General features: G+C 60.4%; 14 protein-coding genes. 2 read left to right on the forward strand and 12 right to left on the reverse strand.

Going from position 1 to position 19071, the window contains the following annotated elements; all coding sequences use genetic code 11:
* Positions 1-17: 17 nt before the first annotated feature.
* From ACFO3S_RS06505 to ACFO3S_RS06555, 11 genes are all read right to left on the reverse strand, one after another.
* Positions 18-2087: a bifunctional aldolase/short-chain dehydrogenase gene (locus tag ACFO3S_RS06505; RefSeq protein WP_378093549.1), complete on the reverse strand. Its 2070-nt coding sequence runs from the start codon at positions 2085-2087 to the stop codon at positions 18-20.
* A 462-nt stretch (positions 2088-2549) separates the two neighbouring features.
* Entirely contained in the window at positions 2550-3515 is a 966-nt protein-coding gene (gene glpX / locus ACFO3S_RS06510) for a class II fructose-bisphosphatase (RefSeq protein WP_378093551.1), read from the reverse strand.
* A gap of 461 nt (positions 3516-3976) precedes the next feature.
* The gene (locus ACFO3S_RS06515; RefSeq protein ID WP_378093554.1) at positions 3977-5134 is read right to left on the reverse strand and encodes a metallophosphoesterase; all 1158 of its coding nucleotides are present in this window, start codon (positions 5132-5134) and stop codon (positions 3977-3979) included.
* Between the two features lie 76 nt (positions 5135-5210).
* Positions 5211-5861 (reverse strand): RNA polymerase sigma factor, encoded by a 651-nt coding sequence (locus ACFO3S_RS06520; protein WP_378093556.1) that lies wholly within the window; start codon positions 5859-5861, stop codon positions 5211-5213.
* Entirely contained in the window at positions 5858-7051 is a 1194-nt protein-coding gene (locus ACFO3S_RS06525) for an efflux RND transporter periplasmic adaptor subunit (RefSeq protein ID WP_378093558.1), read from the reverse strand. Before ACFO3S_RS06525 ends, ACFO3S_RS06520 begins: the two co-directional genes overlap by 4 nt.
* 28 nt (positions 7052-7079) lie before the next feature.
* Positions 7080-10172, reverse strand: a complete 3093-nt coding sequence (locus ACFO3S_RS06530) for an efflux RND transporter permease subunit (RefSeq protein ID WP_378093560.1) — start codon at positions 10170-10172, stop codon at positions 7080-7082.
* Positions 10173-10341: 169 nt separating this feature from the next.
* Positions 10342-11718 (reverse strand): sensor histidine kinase, encoded by a 1377-nt coding sequence (locus ACFO3S_RS06535; protein WP_378093562.1) that lies wholly within the window; start codon positions 11716-11718, stop codon positions 10342-10344.
* Positions 11715-12401 carry a response regulator transcription factor gene (locus tag ACFO3S_RS06540; protein WP_378093564.1) on the reverse strand — a complete coding sequence of 229 codons (687 nt, stop codon included), beginning with the start codon at positions 12399-12401 and terminating at the stop codon, positions 11715-11717. The genes ACFO3S_RS06535 and ACFO3S_RS06540 overlap by 4 nt, the downstream gene beginning before the upstream one ends.
* A gap of 154 nt (positions 12402-12555) precedes the next feature.
* A complete protein-coding gene (locus tag ACFO3S_RS06545) occupies positions 12556-13731 on the reverse strand; it encodes an ABC transporter permease (protein ID WP_378093566.1) in 1176 nt (391 codons plus the stop codon).
* Positions 13728-14441 carry an ABC transporter ATP-binding protein gene (locus ACFO3S_RS06550; RefSeq protein ID WP_378093568.1) on the reverse strand — a complete coding sequence of 238 codons (714 nt, stop codon included), beginning with the start codon at positions 14439-14441 and terminating at the stop codon, positions 13728-13730. The genes ACFO3S_RS06545 and ACFO3S_RS06550 overlap by 4 nt, the downstream gene beginning before the upstream one ends.
* Positions 14441-15844: an efflux RND transporter periplasmic adaptor subunit gene (locus tag ACFO3S_RS06555; protein ID WP_378093570.1), complete on the reverse strand. Its 1404-nt coding sequence runs from the start codon at positions 15842-15844 to the stop codon at positions 14441-14443. The genes ACFO3S_RS06550 and ACFO3S_RS06555 overlap by 1 nt, the downstream gene beginning before the upstream one ends.
* A gap of 204 nt (positions 15845-16048) precedes the next feature.
* Between ACFO3S_RS06555 and ACFO3S_RS06560 the strand changes: the two genes are divergently transcribed.
* Positions 16049-16735 carry a response regulator transcription factor gene (locus ACFO3S_RS06560; protein WP_378093572.1) on the forward strand — a complete coding sequence of 229 codons (687 nt, stop codon included), beginning with the start codon at positions 16049-16051 and terminating at the stop codon, positions 16733-16735.
* Positions 16732-18231 carry a sensor histidine kinase gene (locus ACFO3S_RS06565; protein ID WP_378093574.1) on the forward strand — a complete coding sequence of 500 codons (1500 nt, stop codon included), beginning with the start codon at positions 16732-16734 and terminating at the stop codon, positions 18229-18231. The genes ACFO3S_RS06560 and ACFO3S_RS06565 overlap by 4 nt, the downstream gene beginning before the upstream one ends.
* Here ACFO3S_RS06565 and ACFO3S_RS06570 read toward each other — a convergent pair.
* The gene (locus tag ACFO3S_RS06570) at positions 18228-19028 is read right to left on the reverse strand and encodes a hypothetical protein (RefSeq protein WP_378093576.1); all 801 of its coding nucleotides are present in this window, start codon (positions 19026-19028) and stop codon (positions 18228-18230) included. The genes ACFO3S_RS06565 and ACFO3S_RS06570 overlap by 4 nt on opposite strands.
* Positions 19029-19071 lie beyond the last annotated feature (43 nt).

Consider the following 19071-nt stretch of genomic DNA (forward strand, 5'->3'; position numbering starts at 1 on the left):
AACGATCCCTCCGATAATTACCGAGTGAACGCCGCAGGTACGCCGCCGTCGATCGTCAGCATGCAGCCCGTCGTCTTGGCGGACTTGGACGAAGCGAAGAACGCGACGCCTTCCGCGATGTCCCTCGGATAGATATTTACAAGCAGAGTCGTGCGCTTGCGGTAGTACTCTTCCAGCTGATCCGGCTCGATGCCGTAAGCGGCGGCGCGCTCGTTGCGCCAGTTGCCGTTCCAGATCGCCGAGCCTTGCAGAATCGCGTCGGGCAAAATCGTGTTGACGCGAATGCCGAACTCTCCGCCTTCGGCCGCGATGCAGCGGGCCAGATGAGCTTCAAGCGCCTTGGCTGCGCTGTAGGCGGTGGCGTTCTTGCCGGCGTAGACCGAGTTTTTGGAAGCGATGAATACCATGCTGCCGCCGATGCTTTGCGTCTTCATCACCTTGAACGCTTCGCGGGCGACGAGGAAGTAGCCCGTGCCCAGGACGTTCATGTTCAGGTTCCATTCTTTGAGAGACGTTTCGTCGAACGGGCTGGAAGTCGCCAGACCCGCGTTGTTGACGATGATGTCGACGCCTCCGTACGCCAGCGCCGTAGCGTCGTACGCCGCTTGCACCAGCTCTTCGCTCGTCACGTCGACTTTGACGGCCAGCGCGCGGTTTTCCCCCCATTTGGCATTAATCTCGTCCGCGACCTTCTGCGCGCCTTCGAGATTCAGGTCGGCCAGCACGACATGAGCGCCTTCCGATACGAGACGGCGGGCCGTTTCGCTGCCGATGCCGCCCGCGCCGCCTGTAATGAAGGCGATCTGGCGGGAGAACTCGGCTTCCGGCGGAGCCAGCGACAGCTTGTACAGCTCCAGCGGCCAGTACTCGACGTTATAGGACTCGTTCTCCGACAGCGAGACGAAGTTGCCGAGAGCGGTCGCCCCTCTCATAACGGCAATCGCGCGGTGATAGAGCGCGCCGCTCACCTGGGACATCGCCCAGCTCTTGCCGGTATTGATCATGCCCACGCCCGGGATGAGGATAACGCGAGGCGCGGCTTCGAACATGACGTCGCCTTCGTTCTTGTTGCGCTCGAAATAGGCCGTATATTGCTCCTTATAAGCTGCGACGCCTTCCTTCAGCTTCGCGATCAGGCCGTCGATATCGTCCGCGTTAGGCGTCCAGTCGATGAACAGCGGCACGACCTTCGTGTGAACGAGGTGATCCGGGCAGGCTGCGCCCACTTGGGACAGCTTCGCGGAATCGCGGCCGGAGACGAATTGCAGCACGTCGTCGGCGTCGTCGAAGCTGAGAATCATTTTCTTGGCGTCGCTGACCGCGCCGCGGATCGTCGGCATCACTTTGGCCGCGATGTTTCGGCGAACGTCGGCCGGCAGCGTCTCGTATTTCGCGCCGCCGAACACTTTCGCCTCGTCGATGCGGGCTTCGATGAACGCTTCGGCCTCGCTGATGATCTTGATCGTCTGCGCGTAGCACTCCTCGGACGTCTCTCCCCAAGTGACGAGACCGTGCTTCTCCATCAGCACGAGTTCGGCTTTCGGGTTGTTCAGCACGCCTTCGGCGATCATCTTCGACAGCGTGAAGCCCGGACGAATGTACGGTACCCAAACGAAGCGGTCGCCGAAAACTTGTTGGGCCAGCTCCTTGCCGTTATCGGCGCAGCACAGGCTGATAATCGAATCCGGATGCGTATGGTCCACATGCTTGAACGGCAGAAACGCATGCAGCAGCGTCTCGATCGAGGCGCGCGGATGCTTCGGGTCGATCATGCAGTTCGCCAGATAGGCGACCATGTCCTCGTCGGACATCTCCGCTTTTTCGAACAGCGGGCGGATGTCGTCCATGCGCAGGCCGGTGAAGTTGCCGGCCTTCATCGTCGCCAGATCGGACCCGCTGCCCTTCACATACATCACTTCGACGTCGCGGCCGCGGAAATCCTTCACGATCGTCTTCGAGGACGTATTTCCTCCTCCGTAATTGCAGACTCGACGATCGGCGCCGATAATGTTGGAACGATAGACAAGCTGATCCAGACCGGACTGCAGCTCTGCCGCTTTCGATGCTTCCCACAAGCTTTGTACCATGAAATTACCTCCGGATGTTGGTTTTTGATTGTTTTGAATGTATTTTATCATATCCGTTTGTTTTTGAATACTTTAAAATCAAACACAAACAAAAATAACAGCCGGACAGACAACTACGTTAAAGGCTCGATGGAAAAGCTTCTCCGAAGACCGCCGATCGCCGCGCGCATTGTACCGATTCGTGCGCCTCCGTCGAGGTGGATGCCCGCTCGATCCGGGCTCGCGGCACGCGGACTCGCCCACGCCGCTTTCGTGACGCATTGCCTTCTCGTTGCGCACGCACGATCCGGGCTAGAGGCACGCGGGGACTCGCAATCCCTGAGCAAGAAGACGCCCCGACCGTCGTCGGAGCTGCGCATCGCGCGCGGACCGACGGGCAGCCGGGACGTCAGGGTCGGCTGCGGGACAGCCTCATGCGTCGTTCTGTTGTTCAGTCGTTCAGTTGTTTAGTCGTTCAACCGTTCAGGAAGAGATGAATTTTTTGTTCGGCAAGTAGTGCAAAGCCTTGATGAAGCGAACGGTTCTGGTTTTGGCCCGCATGACGATCGAATGCGTCTCCGCGCGATCGTCCGGCAAGTAGCGCACGCCGCCGAGAAATTCGCCCGGAGTGACGCCCGTCGCGGCGAAGATGACATCCTCCGTCCCGACCATATCCTCCATCGTCAGCACGCGGTAAGGATCTTCGATGCCCATCTGGATGCAGCGGGAATATTCGTTGGCGTCCGACGGCATCAAGCGTCCCAGAATCTCGCCCCCGAGACATTTCAGCGCCGCCGCCGCCAGCACCCCTTCGGGCGCTCCTCCGGATCCGACGTACAGATCGATACCCGCCTCTGGGAAGGCTGGCGCCATCGCTCCGGCGACATCCCCGTCCGTCAGGAACTTGATGCGGACGCCGACTTTGCGCAGCGTCTTGATCGTGGACTCGTGGCGGACGCGGTCCAGAATCATGACGGTCAGCTCGGAGACGTTCTTGTTCAGCGCTTCCGCCGCCTTCTTGAGCGTCAGCTCCAGCGGATCCGTCAGCTTCAGCTTGCCGACGAGCTGCGGCCCGACTGCCAGCTTCTCCATATACATGTCAGGCGCATGAAGCAGATTGCCCTTGTTCGCGATAGCGATGACCGACATCGCGTTATTCAGCCCCTTGGCCACGATCTCCGTGCCTTCAAGCGGATCCACGGCCACGTCGACCTCCGGCCCGTTCATGCTGCCTACTTGCTCCCCGATATAGAGCATCGGCGCTTCGTCCATCTCCCCTTCTCCGATAACGACCGTTCCGCTGACCGAGATCGAGTCGAACATCGCCCTCATCGCCGATGTCGCCGCCCCGTCCGCATTGATCTTGTCTCCCCGTCCCATCCAAGGAGCGGAGGCAAGCGCCGCCAATTCCGTCACCCGAACGATTTCCAGTGCCAATTCCCTCTCCATATCGAACCCTCCCAATACGCTTCCATTCTCTTATAATGTATATCATATTGTTAATTATGACACAATATAAACTGTATTTTTTTCTAAATTTACATATCATTAAAATAAAAAGAGTTGTATTGTGACACATTGTTATCCATTACTATCCATTTGCAATCTCTGAATCCGACCTTGTCGCCGAGTCAAGGAAGCTCCCGTCTTTACTGAGGCAGAGATTACGCAGACGGAGTCGTTAGTGGGTCACGTTGATAGGGGCAAGTTGGCGGGATTACGCAGGTATGGTTACATTGGCGGGGTCACGTTGATGGGTTGCATAGTCTGGGGTTAACGATACGATCGAAGCGGAGGCGGCGAAACTATGTAGATCAGCGCCGGGGTGATTGGCGGCGGAGCGGCGTTCGTCCCTCTTCGGAGGCCGGACGAAGGCGGGCGAGGTACCGCGCCCTCGTCCGGCTTCGACGTCAGGGAGCCTGCAGGATCAGCTTCAGCCGAATAATCTCGCTCCTGCTCCCCAGCCGCACTGGAGGTCCCCACGAGCCGAAGCCGGAAGAGACGACGACGTGCATCGCGCCTTTGCGCATGTAACCCCAGTCCAGCTCGAACAGCCGCTTCGTGAACAGATGATTCGGCCAGAATTGGCCCCGGTGCGTATGTCCGCTGAGCAGCACGTCGGCCCCGGCCTCCTCCGCTTTCGCGAACTGCGTAGGCTGATGGTCCATCAGCAGAACCGGCTTGCGCAGATCCAGCTCCCGAAGCAGCTCCCGAACGGAGAGACGTCCGTCCGGACCCGACGCCTCTGCGGTTTTGTCCTTGCGTCCGACGACGTACAGCCTGCCGTCCACTTCCGCCGTTTCGTCCTGCAGCACCCGTATGCCGAGCCCCTTCATCTCCTCCACGTAATGTTCCGTATGCCCGCCGTAATATTCGTGGTTTCCGAGAACGGCATAGATGCCGTGTTCGGCCCGGAGCTGTCCGAGAACCTCGCCCATGCGGTTGCGCAGAAACGGCTCGATCGAATCGTCGATCACGTCGCCCGGAAGCAGAATCAGATCCGGCTTCATCGCATTGATCCGTTCGACCAGCCGGCGCAGATGCCTGCGGCCGACCAGATTGCCGAGATGAATGTCCGATGCGACGGCGATCGTCCATTCCGTCCGGCCTTCGAGTCCGCGCTTGTCGACCCGCAGCTCGTGAGAGCGGACGACCGGACTCCAGGCGTTCCGGGAGCCGAACAGCAGCAGCGCGGCGATCGCTCCCAGCACGCCGCCGCCCGAGTAAAGCGTGTACGCGTCGGGCACGCCTCCCGTCAGCCAGAGGATCAGACGGACGGCATCCGCCAAGAGAAACAGCAGCAATCCGATCTCCATCACGAAAATGTATACCGATCCCGTCACCTTCAACAGGCGGCCGACCGGTTTCAGCGGAATCGGAAGCGGAATACGGCCGATCACGAAACCGTAAGCGATCAGCGCGAACGGAATCCAGAATCCGTACGGCGACAGCCCGATGCCGGCGGCGTCGGCCCACTCCAGAAGATGCCAGCCGATGTAGTAGTTAATCCCCGAATAAACCGTGAGCAGCAAAGCAACGAGAACGATGAAACGCGGCTGAATATTCATTTGAGAGCCGACTCCCTACTTTCCCTATCAAGTATGAAGAGATTATAACACAGACGAAGCCCTGAACCGAAACGGCTCAAGGCTTGTCGACGGCAATTTCCGGCTGGCTGGCGAACAGGCAGCGTGGACGGTCCCGCATCACCGCTACCGACCAACGCTCCACCTCCGGATAACTCGGCTTCCGGCCGGCTCGGAGCTCTCGTCTGCCGCGCAGAACGCTTCTCGTCCGGAACAGCAAGGATTTGACGCTCGAGACGGACGTTCCCGTCGCATCGGCCACCTCGCGCATCGAATACCCGAAATAATCGAACAGCAGCAGCATCTCGATGCTCCGCCGGGGCAGGCGTTCGGCAAGCCACTCCAGCGAACCGCGAATTTCGGCATAATCAAGATCGGTCCAGACCGCATCGGGCAGTTCCGTCTCCGCCGTCCGCCGTCTTTGGCGCTTGCGGCAAACGTCAATCCACAGGTTCCGAGCCATGCGGAAAATATAAGGCTTCATATCTCCGGCAGGGTTCGCCTGACCGAAATAGACATAGGATTTCAGCAGCGTATCCTGCAGCAAATCCTCGGCGTCCCACCCGGAGCCGGCCAAGTAGCGGCAGTATTTGGCCAGATCCGGCAGGTGAGGCTTGATCCAGGCTTCATAGGCGGCATTGATGTCCCGCGGTCCGGCTTCTTCGGACTCGCGAGTCGGCGGGAGCGTCTGGATATGGAGCGCGTTCATGGCTGGATCGATTGACCGTCTTCCAGCGCGTGCTGTCCGGACACGATCAGCCGTTCGCCTTCCTGAAGTCCCGACAGCACCTCCTGTACCGTGCCGTTAATCCGCCCCAGCCGAACTTCCCTTTTCTCCGCCTGGCTGCCGTTCGCCACGAAGACGAACGTATCCCGGCCTTCTCTCACGACGCCGAGCGACGGAACGACCAGGACGTTCTCCTCCTCGGGCGTCGTCAGCTGCAGGTGGGCCCGCGAGGCGGGCTTGAGCGAGCCGTCGCTATTGTCGGCTTCCAGCTCGAGCGCGTACAGCCGGGTCGCCGCGTCCGGCACCTCGGCAAGGTGGATCACCGTCGCCTTGCGCGGAGAGCCCTCGCCGCCGGTAGGCATGAACGCCAGCTCCTTCTTGCCCTGAACGAGCTGCGCGGACGCTTCGGTTAATTGCGCCTTCAGCCTGACTTTATCCGTATTCTGCACGATGCCGAACAGGCTGCCCGGCTGAACGGTCATCCCTTCCTCCGCCTTAACGTCGGTCAGCACGCCGCTGGCCGGGGCGATCAGCCGGCCTCCGTTCCAGGCCGACTCCGCCTGCTCCAGCGCCAATCTAGCGGCTTCCACCTGGGATTCCAGCGCGGAGATGGAGGCGTCGCCGTTCAACGCGTCCAGCTGCTTCATCGCCGCTTGGAGGCTGCGCTTCGTCTCGTTGAGCGCTTCTCCTTCGACCCCGTCGATCGTCTGCTGCTTTAGCAAATTTTGCAGCTTCTCCACCGTATTGGCGAGCTGCAGCCGATTGGCGCTCAGCTCGGCCGTCGACAGGCTGAGCGACGATTCAGCGTTCTTAAGCGCCGCCCGGGCGCGCTCCCGCTCGATGCGTCCGTTCTTGCTCTCGAATTCCGCGATGGCGTCTCCGGCCTCCACCCGTTCTCCGCTGCGCTTCAGCAGCTTGACCAGGATGCCGCCGGACTCGGCGAAGACGTCCGATCTCATCGAAGCGCTCACCTCCGCAATCTGCTCGCGCGGCTCGCCGATGACCGCTCTGCCGACCGTTTCCACCTTGATCCGGGGCGCCGCGTCCCCCTCCGTATCCGCGGCTTGGGGCGACGACGCCGCACAGCCTGCCATCAAGGACGCGCATACCGCGAGCAGCCCGATCGCCGTCGCCTTCACGCGGACGCTCCGGAGAATGTTCCGTTTTTTCATATGCTGTAGCTCCTTCCCGACTGTTCTGTTACAAGCCGATCTCTTGGTTCACCTGAGGGCTCGTTTTTTTGCGAAATAAGCGGCCCATTCTCGCCTTGAAAGACTCCACCATCTCGTATGCGATCGGAACGACAACGAGCGTCAGCACGGTGGACGTGATCAGACCGCCGATGACGACGACCGCCAGCCCCTTGGAGATCAGCGTGCCGTGGGACAGGCCGAGCGCCAGCGGCACCATCGCCGCGATCGTCGCTCCGGCCGTCATCACGATCGGCCGCAGCCGCACTTTGCCCGACTCGATCAGCGCTCTGCGGGCGACGTAGCCCTCCTTGCGCAGCTGCTGCGTTCGATCGAGCAGCACGATGGCGTTCGTGACGACGATCCCGATCAGCATCATGAATCCGATCAGGGAGGTGACATTGATCGACTCGCGGGCAATCCACAGCCCCAGCAGCCCGCCGATGACGGCAAGAGGCAGCGAGAACAGAATCGCGAACGGCGTGCCCGCATTGCCGAAGCACAGCACCATGATCAAGTAGACGATAGCGACAGCCGCTCCCATCGCGAAGAACAATTGCCGGAAGCTCTCGTCCATCTCGGCCGTCACCCCGCGAAGCGTCGTCGTTACGCCTTCCGGCAGCTCCAACTGCTCCAGCTCGGCGTTCACCCTTGCGCTGACGGACGCCTTGTCCGGCGCGTCAATCTTGGCCGTCACCTGGAGCATCAGCTTCTGGCTGTCCCGCTGAAGCGCCATCGGTGCGTCGACCTCCTCCAGCTTGGCCACCTCGTTCAGCAGCACGATGCCTCCGTCGCCGGTCGGAATGGGCATTCGGCCAAGCTGTTCGAGAGAATCCTTATGCTTCGGAGCCAGCTCGACGGCCGCCGTGTAGACGGTGTTGTCCAGCCGAATGCTGCCGAGCTCCTGTCGGGCGATCCACATCGCGGTCATCTCCTGCACGCGCGAGACGTCCAGCCCGAATTGTCGCGCTTTGGACGGGAACACCGTAATCTGCACTTCCTTCTGGGCATCCCCCAGGTTGTCCTTGATTTCCTTCATTTCCGGGAACTCTCTCAGCTTGCCTTTAATCGCCGCAGCCGCTTGCTCGAGCACCTGCTGGTCTTCCCCGAAGATGACATAAGTGAAGTCGATCGGCGAATATCCGCTTCCGCCCGCCAGCGAGCCCGTCACAACCTCGGAATCCCGGGGCAGCCCGGCGGAGATGATTTGCTGAAACCGCTCCTTCACCGCCTCGGAGTCCGCCTCTCTCGTCTCGGTGATGATCTCCAGCATGTAGGGCACTCGCTTGTCTCCCCAGCCGTAGCCGACCAACGCTTCGACGAAGGTGAACAGCGGCTCTCCCGCCTCGTTCTTCGCCTCTTTCAGCAGCGCCTCGATCTGCATCGCCTGCTCGTTCGTACTGTCGAACGACGTCTGATACGGAAGACGGACCGAGAAGTTCATCTGCTTGTCCGGTTCGCCTTCCGGAAGGAAGGCGGTCGGCAGATTCGGGAGCGTAAAGACGATCGTCCCGATCAGCATCGCGCCGGACATCAGCAGCGTTTTCCAGCGATGGTTGAGGCTCCAGACGAGCACGCGCTCGTAGAGCTTGACCGTTCTCCCCTCCGCATGCTCGGCATGCCCCGCCTTATGGTCACGGAGCACCATCAGCTTCGTCATCATCGGAATGACGGTCAGCGCGACAAGCAGAGAAGCGAGCAAAGCGCAGGCGACCGTAATCGCGAAGGGCCGGAAAAATCCGCCGACGATGCCGGTGACGAATCCGATCGGCAGGAACACGCCAATGGTGACGAACGTCGACGAGCTGATCGCCATGGCGACCTGCCGGACCGCCGTCAGGATGACGGATTCGTTTCTTTTCTGCGCCTTCTGCAGGTTGGCGTAGATGCTCTCGATCACGACGATGCTGTCGTCCACGACCCGTCCGACGGCGATGAACATGCCCCCGAGCGACATAATATTAAGCGAGATATCCATCATATTCATAAGGATCAGCGTCATCAAAATCGAGAGCGGTATCGAGACGACGACGATCAGCGTCATTCTGACGTTTTTCAGGAACAGCAAAATCATGAGCGAGGCGAGCGCGATGCCGAGCATGCCTTCGCGCAGCAGCCCGCTGATGGACTCTCTAACCTCGTCTGCGCTGTCGTATATTTTATTGAACGTGACGCCGGGATGCTGCGCTTCCCACTCGTCGATCAGTTCGTTCGTCTGGTTGGAGAAGTCGACGGCGTTCATCGCGCCCGTCTTGTACAGATGGATGCCGATAGCCGGCATTCCGTTCATTCTGGCGACAAACTCCGACTCGTTGACGGCCACGACGTCAGCCATCTCCCGCAGCAGCAGCACTTGCCCGTAGGGGGACGCGATTTCCAGATTCTCCAGCTCGTACAGACTGTCCAGTTGACCTTTGACCCGAGCAATCTGCGTGTTGCCCTCGATCTGGACGACGCCGACCGAGCCGTTCGACAGCGCTGACTGGATCGAGGCGCTCACCGCTGCCGGCGACAGCCCGTACGCGTGGAGCGTATCGGCGTTGAGCTGAATGTCGAGCGATGTCGTGCGCGCCCCGATCGTGTCGATATGGTCGATGCCGGGGATCGACTCGAATCCGGCCTTGAACTGCTTGTCGTAGAGCTGGTCAAGCTCCGACTGGGAGATCGACTCGTCGGCGTATACCGTCAGGTAGTAGGCGGGTATCGAAGCGTAGCCGACCGTCGACACGCGGGGCCTGCCCGCATCACGCGGAATTCCGACGTCCTGCACGAGGCTTTCGAGCTCCTGCTTTTTCTTGTCGATGTTCACGCCGTCCTTGAACTGAGCGATAATCATTGACGAGCCTTCACCGGAAGTGGAAGACAGCAGGTTCAAGTCCTCCACGTTGGCGATTTTGTCCTCGATCGGCTTCGTCACCAGGCTCATCACGTCCTGCGGGGAGGCCTGGTACATCGTCGATATGATGAGAACCGGGAACGAGACGTCGGGCATGTTCTCGACTTTTAAGGAGCTGCCCGCGTAGCTGCCCGCCCCGAATACGATCGCGATCATGATCATCATGGCCGCCGCTTTGTTCATGGAAAATTGGATTAACGATTTCAACGAATGGTCCTCCCGCCTGTCGAATGCCGTGTTTCCCTTCTATGCTTGGGAAAACATTCCTGCTCGTCCTCTACTGTAACCCGCCAATATGAACAAACTATGACATAAGGAGAGAAAACGAAAAAAAAGCCTTCCCGGCGTCAAGCGACGGGAAAGCTTCGGGCGGCGATTAATCGATCCGGTGAGGCAGAACGACCTTGACAGTCGTTCCCCCATCTCCGTTTCCGCTTAAGACGACGGAGCCTTTATGCCTTATAACGATCTTTTTGACGATGGCCAGACCAAGACCGCTTCCGGTCTTCTTTTTGTTATGGGACGGATCCGCCTTGTAAAATCTCTCGAACACCTTGGTTCGCTCCGCGATCGGAACGCCGATTCCGGTATCCGATACGAGCACCTCGACGAGACTGGCGTGCTGAACGATCCGGACGCCGATCCGCCCGCCCTCGGGGGTGAACTTGATCGCGTTGCCGAGCAGGTTGACCCACACTTGGCTCAGTTGGTCCTCGTCGGCTTCGATTTTCGTCTTCGGGAGATGGAGCTGCCATTCGAGCGATTTGGCCGACCACTGCGGCTCGGAGGCGACGACGGCTTTGCGCAGCTGCTCGTCCAGATCGTAGACGCGCGGCTCGAACGGATGATGCTGGCTGTCCAGGGACGCCAGCTTCAGCAGATTGTCGCACAGGCGGGACAGCCTCTCGCTCTCGTTCTGGATGATCGTCAAGTAGCGGCTTCTTTCCTCCTCCGTCAAGCCGCTCTGCTGAAGCGCCTTGGAGAACCCGGAGATCGAGGTCAGCGGAGACTGGATTTCGTGAGAGACGTTCGACACGAAGTTCTGTCTCATCGTCTCCAGCTGGCCGACTTGACTGGCCATGCCGTTAATGCTGTTCGCCAGCTGGCCGAGCTCGTCCTTGCGCTTGGCCCACTTCAGCTTGATGTTGAATTCTCCCTTGGCCATCCGCTCCGCTGCCGCTTTCATACCGAGCAGCGGCTTCACGATGTAGCGGGCGGCGACCAGAATAATCAGCCCCCCGACAAGGAGGTTGATCGCCAGGGCGAACAGAAGCAGCTGCGAGGCCAGCGACAAAGCTCTTTGCTCGGAAACCTGAACGAACAGCGCGTAGCGTTCTCCGTTATGCTCGTACGGCAGGCCTATGAACATCTCCTCCGTGGAGATGTCCGATCCGAGGAAGGTTTCCCCGTTCAGAACGGCGCGAATCGCCTGATTGGAAATGCTGTAAAGCTCGGCAGGCGCATTGCCGTCGGTGTCCGCCACCATTCGGCCGGACGGGTCGTAGATCAGAACTTCGTATTTGTCCTCCAGACGGCTTTCGCTCAGCTCCGCCCGCGCCCGCTCCAGCCCGTTCGCCCGATACAGCTCGCGAATGTCCTCGCTGTCCTTCGTCAGCTCGCTTTGAAGTTTGGCGGCATACCGGTCTCCAACGGACGATAGCAGCAGCAGAGTCAAAAAATAAGTGGACACCAGTCCGATGAGGACGGCAATCATGTAGGAGAGGACGACTCTCACGTACAGCGACTTGATCATTCCGCAACCTCGAGCTTGTAGCCGAGCCCTCGCTTCGTCTCGATGACGAAGCCGCAGTCCAGTCCGGCGAAGCGATCCCGGATCCGCTTGACATGGACGTCCACCGTACGGTCGTCGCCCTCGAAATCCGCGCCCCACACTTGCTCGATCAGATCGTTGCGCGTGAAAATCTGCCCCGGGTAGCTGGCCAGCTTAAACAGCAGATCGAACTCCCGAAGCGGCAGCGGCAGAGCCTGGCCCTCTTGCCCGAGGACGGCGACGTAACGGTGCTTGTCCAGCAGCAATCTGCCGATCTGGACCTTCATCTGGGACTGAATGCGATAGCGCCTTAGCAGAGATTTCACGCGGGCGGCCAGCTCCAGCGGCTCGAAAGGCTTGACCAGATAGTCGTCCGCTCCGAGATGGAAGCCCTTCAGCTTGTGGCCGGTCTCCCCCTTGGCCGTTACCATCATGACCGGCATATCCGGATAATCGGCTTTAAATCTCTGACAGAGCGTCCACCCGTCCATCTCCGGCATCATAATGTCGACGATGGTCAGATCCGGCAGCCGCTCCGAGGCTGCCTCGATCGCCTCGCAACCGTCGACGGCGGCCTCGACGTTCATTCCCTCTCTTTGCAGATAGAAACGCATTAACTCCACGATATCCGGATCGTCGTCGACGATCAAGATGTTAGCAGCCATATTCGACAGCCTCCCGTATCCGATGTTCCCTTCTAATACGGGAAGGCGCGACGATCGGTTCCAAAATCAGCGTTCCGACAGCAGACTTTGCGGCCTTTCCTGCATGACGGCCCGCGACCAACGCTCGACATCCAGCCGAAGAGCCGGGCGGCCGTCACTCGAATCGAAGCGCGTCGATCGGCTTCAGTCTGGCGGCCTTGTTCGCCGGAAACATGCCGAACACGACGCCGATTCCGACCGAGAACGCGAATGCGATCAGAATGACGTTCGCGGAGAACACGGTCTCCATATTCAAGGCGGACGATGCGCCTCTCGCCGCTCCGACGCCGATGGCGATGCCGAGCAGCCCGCCCAGCCCGCTGAGCGCCATCGATTCGATCAGAAACTGAATCAGAATGTCCCGCTTTTTGGCGCCGATCGCTTTGCGAATGCCGATCTCCCGCGTCCTCTCGGTCACCGACACGAGCATAATGTTCATAATGCCGATCCCCCCGACGAGCAGGGAGATGCCGGCAATGCCGGCCAGCGCGAGCGTGAGCGTGTCGGATACGGAGGTCAGCGCGGACAGCGCCTCGCTCTGGTTAAACACCCGATAGCTGTCGGTGTCGCCCCTAAAGCGCTCGCTCAGCGCCTGCTCCAGACTCGCGACGACCGAATCCATCTGTTCGGTCGTTTCGACCTGCACATAGATCGTGCGCACGCCCCTCGTCTTGAACAATCGCTCGAAGGACGTCTCCGGAATGAGGACGACCTCGTCGTTCGACCCCGTCATCGAGCTGCCCTTCTCCGCAAGCACGCCGACCACCTTGTAGCGGGTGCCTTGAATCCGGACGTACTCGCCCACCGGGTCGGCGAAGCCGAACAGCTCTTCGGCCGTCGCAGAGCCGAGAACGGCCACCTTCTGGTACACGTCCAGATCGATCTGGGCGAGAAAGCGCCCGTCCGCCAGCTGATATTCCCGAACGAAGAGATAGTCGGCATTCGTTCCGACCACGTTGACGCTTGCGCTCAACGACCCGAATTTAACCGTTGCGTTCTGCGTATTCGCCGGAGCGATATATTGAACGCCTTCGACCTCTTCGCCGATCGCGGTCGCCTCCGCGACGTCCAGCGAATTCGTCGAACCGCGTCCCAATATGTTGACGGTCAGCAGATTCGTGCCGAGGCTCTGCACCTGCTCGGTGACGGATTTCGTCGCACCCTGTCCCAGAGCGACGAGCGAGATGACCGCCGTCACTCCGATAATGATGCCGAGCATCGTCAGCAGCGATCTCAGCTTGTTGGACAGAATGCTCTTGATCGCCATCTTGAAGGCTTGCGTCACGCTCATACCGGTCCCGCCTCCTCTTCCTGCAGCCGGCCGTCCTGAATGCGGACGATTCTTCTGGCCTGCCGGGATACGCCCGGATCGTGCGTGATCAGCACGATCGTATGGCCCAGTGCGTTCAGCTCCCGGATGAAGCCCATCACCTCGATGCCCGTTTTCGTATCGAGCGCCCCGGTCGGCTCATCCGCCAGCAGAATCGGCGGGTTGCCGGCTAGCGCCCTGGCGATCGCTACGCGCTGCTGCTGGCCGCCGGACAGCTCGACCGGCCGATGGTGCAGACGGTCCGCCAGGCCGACCTTGCCGAGCGCCTCCACGGCATGCTGCCGGCGCTGCCTGGCGGGAACGCCGCGGTAGATCAGCGGCAGCTCCACGTTCTCGACCGCGGTTAGCCGGGGCAGCAGATTAAAGCCTTGAAAAATAAAACCGATTTTGCGGTTGCGAATTTCCGCAAGCTTGTTCTCTCCCAGCCGGCTGACTTCCTCGCCGGCCAGCCAGTATTCCCCGGAGGAGGGCGTGTCCAGACAGCCGATGACGTTCATCAGCGTCGACTTGCCGGAGCCCGAAGGGCCGACGATCGCCAGGAAATCTCCCTCGTTCACCGTCAAGCTGGCATCGTCCAGCGCTTTCAGCGTTTCTCCGCCCATGCGATAAATTTTCGTCAGACGACGGATGCGGATCAGCGCATCCGCCGAAGCGGACTTCTGTTCGTTCATCAGCGTCCACCGCCCGCGCCCGGCCGGCCGCCGGCCATTCCGCCTCCGCCGCTGAAGCCGGCTCCCCCCGCCCCGGGGATGCCGCCCCCGGCCCCTAGGCCGGGGAAGCCGCTCTGCATGTTCGTTCGCGAAGCGCTTGCCGCTGTCGCCGTCGGGAGAACGACGAGATCCCCTTCCTTCAAACCTGACACGATTTCGATGCGATCCTCGTTGTTGACGCCGACTGCGACCTCCACCCTAGCCGTCTGGGTCGCTCCGGCGGCTGTACCGTCTGGCCCCTGTCCGGACGCCAACCGCTCCCGCATGGCCGCCCTCTCCTCCTCAGACAGATTTCCGGGCATGCCCTCTCCCGGAGCGGCTCCTCTCGGGGAGAGCTCCCCGGAAGCGCCGGCCGGCGCTTGTCCGTTCCGGCTCCGCTCTTGCCCGGCTTCTCCGGTCTGCCTTTCCGCCCCGCTCTGCGAAGCTTCCGCCTCCGCGGAAGGAGCGGCGGAAGGCGCCTCGGCCGCGGTGGCGGGGACGAGCACGAAATATTTGCCCTGCGACGACTGTACCGCTTCGACAGGCACGTATAGGGCGTCCGTCTTCTGCGCCGTCAGAATGCTCGCTTCGGCCGACATGCCGACTTTCAGGTTGGCGGCTTCCGACAGAGCGATCGTCACGTCGAAGGAAGCGACCCCGTTGCTCGACGTCCCTTCGTCGGCGATAGCCACGACCTTGCCGGCGAAGCTTTGGTCGGGCAGAGCCTCGACCAGAATGGCTGCCTCCTGCTCCAGTTCGACCTTCGGAATATCGAGCTCGTCGATACCGACGACCATCTGCAGCTGCGCATAATCGACGATCTCCCCGACCGTCGAATTCGGATTCAGGGAATCCCCCTCCTTCACTTCGAACGACGTCAGCATGCCGTCGATCGGAGCCACGATCGGATCGACGCCCTTATCGGTCTGCAGCGAGGCGATGTCCGCCTGCACGCTCTCGATGTCCAGCTCCTGTTTCTGAATGCTGAGCGCTACCTCCTCGCGGCTCTCGTCGTCGGGAGCCGACTTGAACTTCGTCTGCAAGTCCTGAAGCTCGAGCTTTTTTTTCTTCAATTCGATCTCCTTGCTCCGCAGCTGACCGGAGACGTCCTCTTCCTCGTAGGTAACGAGCAGATCCCCTTTTTTGACCGTATCTCCCTTCTTGACGTGCACCTTGCGGACCGTGCCGCCCTTGCCGGCCGTAACCGTCTGCCTGTCGGCTGGCTGAATCTGGCCGGTTCCGCCCACCTTGACCTCGATCGTTCCTTTGCGTACCGGCGCCGTCGCCATCGCGGACGCGAGAGGCGGCTCCTCCTTGCCGTCGAAGTACCGGTAGCCGCCCCATGCTCCTGCCGCGATGACGGCGACCGATACTGTCCATCCCACAATTTTCCTCTTCATCCGTCTCGTTCACCATCGCTTTGCTTAATCTTGCCGCCTATTATGAGAGCAGAACCTTAGCTTCAGATGAGGCCGCGCTGAATGTTTGCTGAGCATGCCTTTCAGCATTCTTTCAGTTTTCTCTCAGCGCAGGTTAAGCTGAATCCTTCATAATGAAAATGACGAAGAGATGCCGCAGGAGGATATGAAATGGCCTTGCAAGGGAAAGGAATCAAAGTGATGCTCGTTGACGACGAGCCGAATATTTTGCAGTTTCTGGAGCTGGGGCTCGTGAATGAAGGCTTTAAGGTGGAGACCGCTCAGGACGGTCTGGAGGCACTTTCCGTCGCGGATCGCTTCGCCCCTCACGTCGTCATTCTCGACGTCATGATGCCGGGGATGGACGGATTCGAGGTTTGCCGTGCGCTGAAGAACGCCAGGCCTGTAGCCGTCATTATGCTCACAGCAAGAGAAGTGGTGGAGGATCGCGTGAAGGGGCTGTCGATCGGCGCGGACGACTATATGCCCAAGCCGTTCAGCTTTGCGGAGCTTCTGGCGCGAATTCAGGCGAGGGTGCGCAATCAATTTCCCCAGCTGCTGGAGGAAGTATCGGTCGGACCGTTCACGGTGGACGCCGTTCGCAAGGAATTCCGCTATCGCGACCGCACGCTGGAGCTGTCTCCGACGGAGTTCGAGCTGCTTAAGCATCTCGTATTCCACCACGGACATGTGCTGAGCAAAAGCGCGATTCTCGATCGGGTATGGGGATACGACTTCGGCGGCGAGGACAACATCGTGGAGGTCTATATCCGCTCTCTTCGGGACAAGCTGCAGGATCGCGAGCATCGGGTTATCCGGACGATCCGGGGCGCGGGCTATCGGGTGGATCTAGGATGAACCGGCGGTCGTCCTGGCTCAGCGAGCTTCGTCCCCTGCTGTTCCCCCGCTCGCTTCGCGACCAGCTGCTGTCCCGCATTCTGCTCATCCTTGCGGGGCTGCTGCTCGTCATCGGATTGTCGCAGTATTGGTATATGGAGCGTTTCATTTACCAGAACCGGGCCGCCGCCATTCAGCGGCAAGTGATTTCGGTGCCCGGCGAGATATGGGAGCGTCTGACTTCCTCCGGCCGTCGAAGTCCATTGGAGCCGTTCGTCTTCTTCCCTTCCTCGTCCGTCGCCTACCTGAACAAGCAGGGCAAGCTTACCGTTCTAACGACGAACGGAGCCGAGAGCGAGAGCGACGTTCCCCGAATGACGGACGCCGATTACCGGCTCGCGGCCGAAAGATCGCGCAGAAACGGGCCGCTGTTCCGCATCGTTAACGGGGCGGGCGGCCAGCAGCTGGTCGTCCTGCAGCCGGTCCGATCGTTCCAGGGAAATATCGGGGTCGTGCAGGTCGCCACCGGAACGGGACCGTTGAAGGCCGAACTCCGCCGCCAGTTGAAGCTGTATCTGGCGATCGCGTTCGCTGCTCTCGTCGGAGCACTGCTGCTGTTCCTGCCTGCCATCCGCCGAACGCTGACGCCGCTCTCCCGCATGGTGGATACCGTGGAGCGGATCGATTCCGGCAAGCTGAACGAGCGTCTGCCGACGCCTGCCGGTCCGACGGAGATCGATCGGCTGTCGCACTCGTTCAACCGGATGCTGGAGCGGCTCGAACATTCATTTCGCGCCGAACAGGAAGGCCGGGAGCGCATGCGCCGGTTCGTCTCGGACGCCTCGCACGAGCTGAGGACGCCGCTCACGTCGATTCACGGCTTCCTTGAAGTGCTGCTGCGGGGAGCCGCGACGGATCCCGAGCAGCTAGACAAGGCGCTGCGAAGCATGCACGGGGAGTCCGAACGGATCAACAAGCTCGTTCGGGACCTGCTCCTTCTCGCCAAGGCGGACCGGGACTGGGAGGCGCAGCTCGTGCCCACGGACTTAAGCTCCATCCTGCGCGAGATGGAGCCTCAATTCAAGCTGTTGGCCGGCCAGCGCTTGATCAAGTTCGATCTGCAGCAGACCGCCCGGATCCCGCTGGACGTCGACAAGGCGAAGCAGATCGCCCTGAACCTGTTCCATAATGCGGTGCAGCATACCGATCCGTCGGCCGGCGTCATTTCGATCGCCGTACGGCCCTGCCCGCGCGGAATCGAACTGACGGTCGAGGACAACGGACCGGGCATTGCTCCCGAGCATTTGCCCCGCCTGTTCGAGCGCTTCTACCGCGTCGACGGTTCCCGTGTCCGTAAGAACGGCGGGGCCGGCCTCGGTCTCTCGATCAGCCGTTCGCTGGCCGAGCTTCACGGCGGATCGATCCGCGTCAAGAGCAGCCTCGGGGCGGGCAGCGCGTTTATCGTCGATTTTCCTCTTGCCCCGGACCGTTCTCGATCTTCATCTGCCGACGATTAACGGGCCATGCACTGAATGCCTTCGAATAGCGTCGCCATATAATAGCGCCGGTCGTCCGCATCGACATCCGTCACCTGGCAGCCTATCTTTAATGCCATTAATGAAACCCGGCCGCCGATCGTGCCGACCCGATACAAGCCGCGATCGGTGCAGGCGAAAATTTCCGATCCCCGGTCAACGATCGAAAAAATAAAGGCGCCGGACATCCGATAACGATCGAAGCCGCCGCGCTGATTGCCGATCAGCAGCTCGCCGTGCTCCGTTGCGCCGATGATGACGCCGCGATGCACGGCCAGGCTCGTGACGGCCGTATCCAGCTTGCAATGAATCCAGCTTGTCGTGAGCCGGTCCAGGATCGACACGCCTTCGTTCGTTCCGAGCACGACGTAATGAGGCAAGTACAGAAAATCGTATACGGTGACATCCGATCGCATCATCATCCGCCATTCTTCCCCCTCTGTATACCAGAGGCCGCACACCGTCGCCGCCAAGCCGACCGCCCCGAATCGCCTGTACTGGTAGCAGCCCAGCGACAGTCCGGCGGGGCTCCATGTCCCTTCCTCGCAAGCGAACAGCCCTTTGTTGGCGCAGGCGTACAGTCGATCCTCGTAGACTTGAAGCCGGTTGATGTGCGTTTGCTCCGTCAGCCCGTCGCTGAGCTCCACCCATTCCTCGGCCGCTTCTTTCTTATACACAATTCCCTTTCCCAGCGGAGCCGCCACCAGTTCGTCGTCCGACAATCTCTTGACGGAAGAGAAATGAAACGCCAGCTCCCCCGGGTTGGTCGATATTCGCATCGCAGATTCACAGCTCCTTTTCCCATCTTCCTTCAGTTTAATT

Origin of the sequence: Cohnella hongkongensis (assembly GCF_042654645.1) — a bacterium.
In the GTDB taxonomy this organism is placed as follows: Bacteria; Bacillota; Bacilli; order Paenibacillales; family Paenibacillaceae; genus Cohnella; species Cohnella hongkongensis.

Bases quoted from the DNA above. Each gene is read 5' to 3' on its own strand.
- ACFO3S_RS06505 (WP_378093549.1), bottom strand. From the start codon at position 2,087: ATGGTACAAAGCTTGTGGGAAGCATCGAAAGCGGCAGAGCTGCAGTCC.
- glpX (WP_378093551.1), bottom strand. From the start codon at position 3,515: ATGGAGAGGGAATTGGCACTGGAAATCGTTCGGGTGACGGAATTGGCG.
- ACFO3S_RS06515 (WP_378093554.1), bottom strand. From the start codon at position 5,134: ATGAATATTCAGCCGCGTTTCATCGTTCTCGTTGCTTTGCTGCTCACG.
- ACFO3S_RS06520 (WP_378093556.1), bottom strand. From the start codon at position 5,861: ATGAACGCGCTCCATATCCAGACGCTCCCGCCGACTCGCGAGTCCGAA.
- ACFO3S_RS06525 (WP_378093558.1), bottom strand. From the start codon at position 7,051: ATGAAAAAACGGAACATTCTCCGGAGCGTCCGCGTGAAGGCGACGGCG.
- ACFO3S_RS06535 (WP_378093562.1), bottom strand. From the start codon at position 11,718: ATGATCAAGTCGCTGTACGTGAGAGTCGTCCTCTCCTACATGATTGCC.
- ACFO3S_RS06540 (WP_378093564.1), bottom strand. From the start codon at position 12,401: ATGGCTGCTAACATCTTGATCGTCGACGACGATCCGGATATCGTGGAG.
- ACFO3S_RS06545 (WP_378093566.1), bottom strand. From the start codon at position 13,731: ATGAGCGTGACGCAAGCCTTCAAGATGGCGATCAAGAGCATTCTGTCC.
- ACFO3S_RS06550 (WP_378093568.1), bottom strand. From the start codon at position 14,441: ATGAACGAACAGAAGTCCGCTTCGGCGGATGCGCTGATCCGCATCCGT.
- ACFO3S_RS06560 (WP_378093572.1), top strand. From the start codon at position 16,049: ATGGCCTTGCAAGGGAAAGGAATCAAAGTGATGCTCGTTGACGACGAG.
- ACFO3S_RS06565 (WP_378093574.1), top strand. From the start codon at position 16,732: ATGAACCGGCGGTCGTCCTGGCTCAGCGAGCTTCGTCCCCTGCTGTTC.
- ACFO3S_RS06570 (WP_378093576.1), bottom strand. From the start codon at position 19,028: ATGCGAATATCGACCAACCCGGGGGAGCTGGCGTTTCATTTCTCTTCC.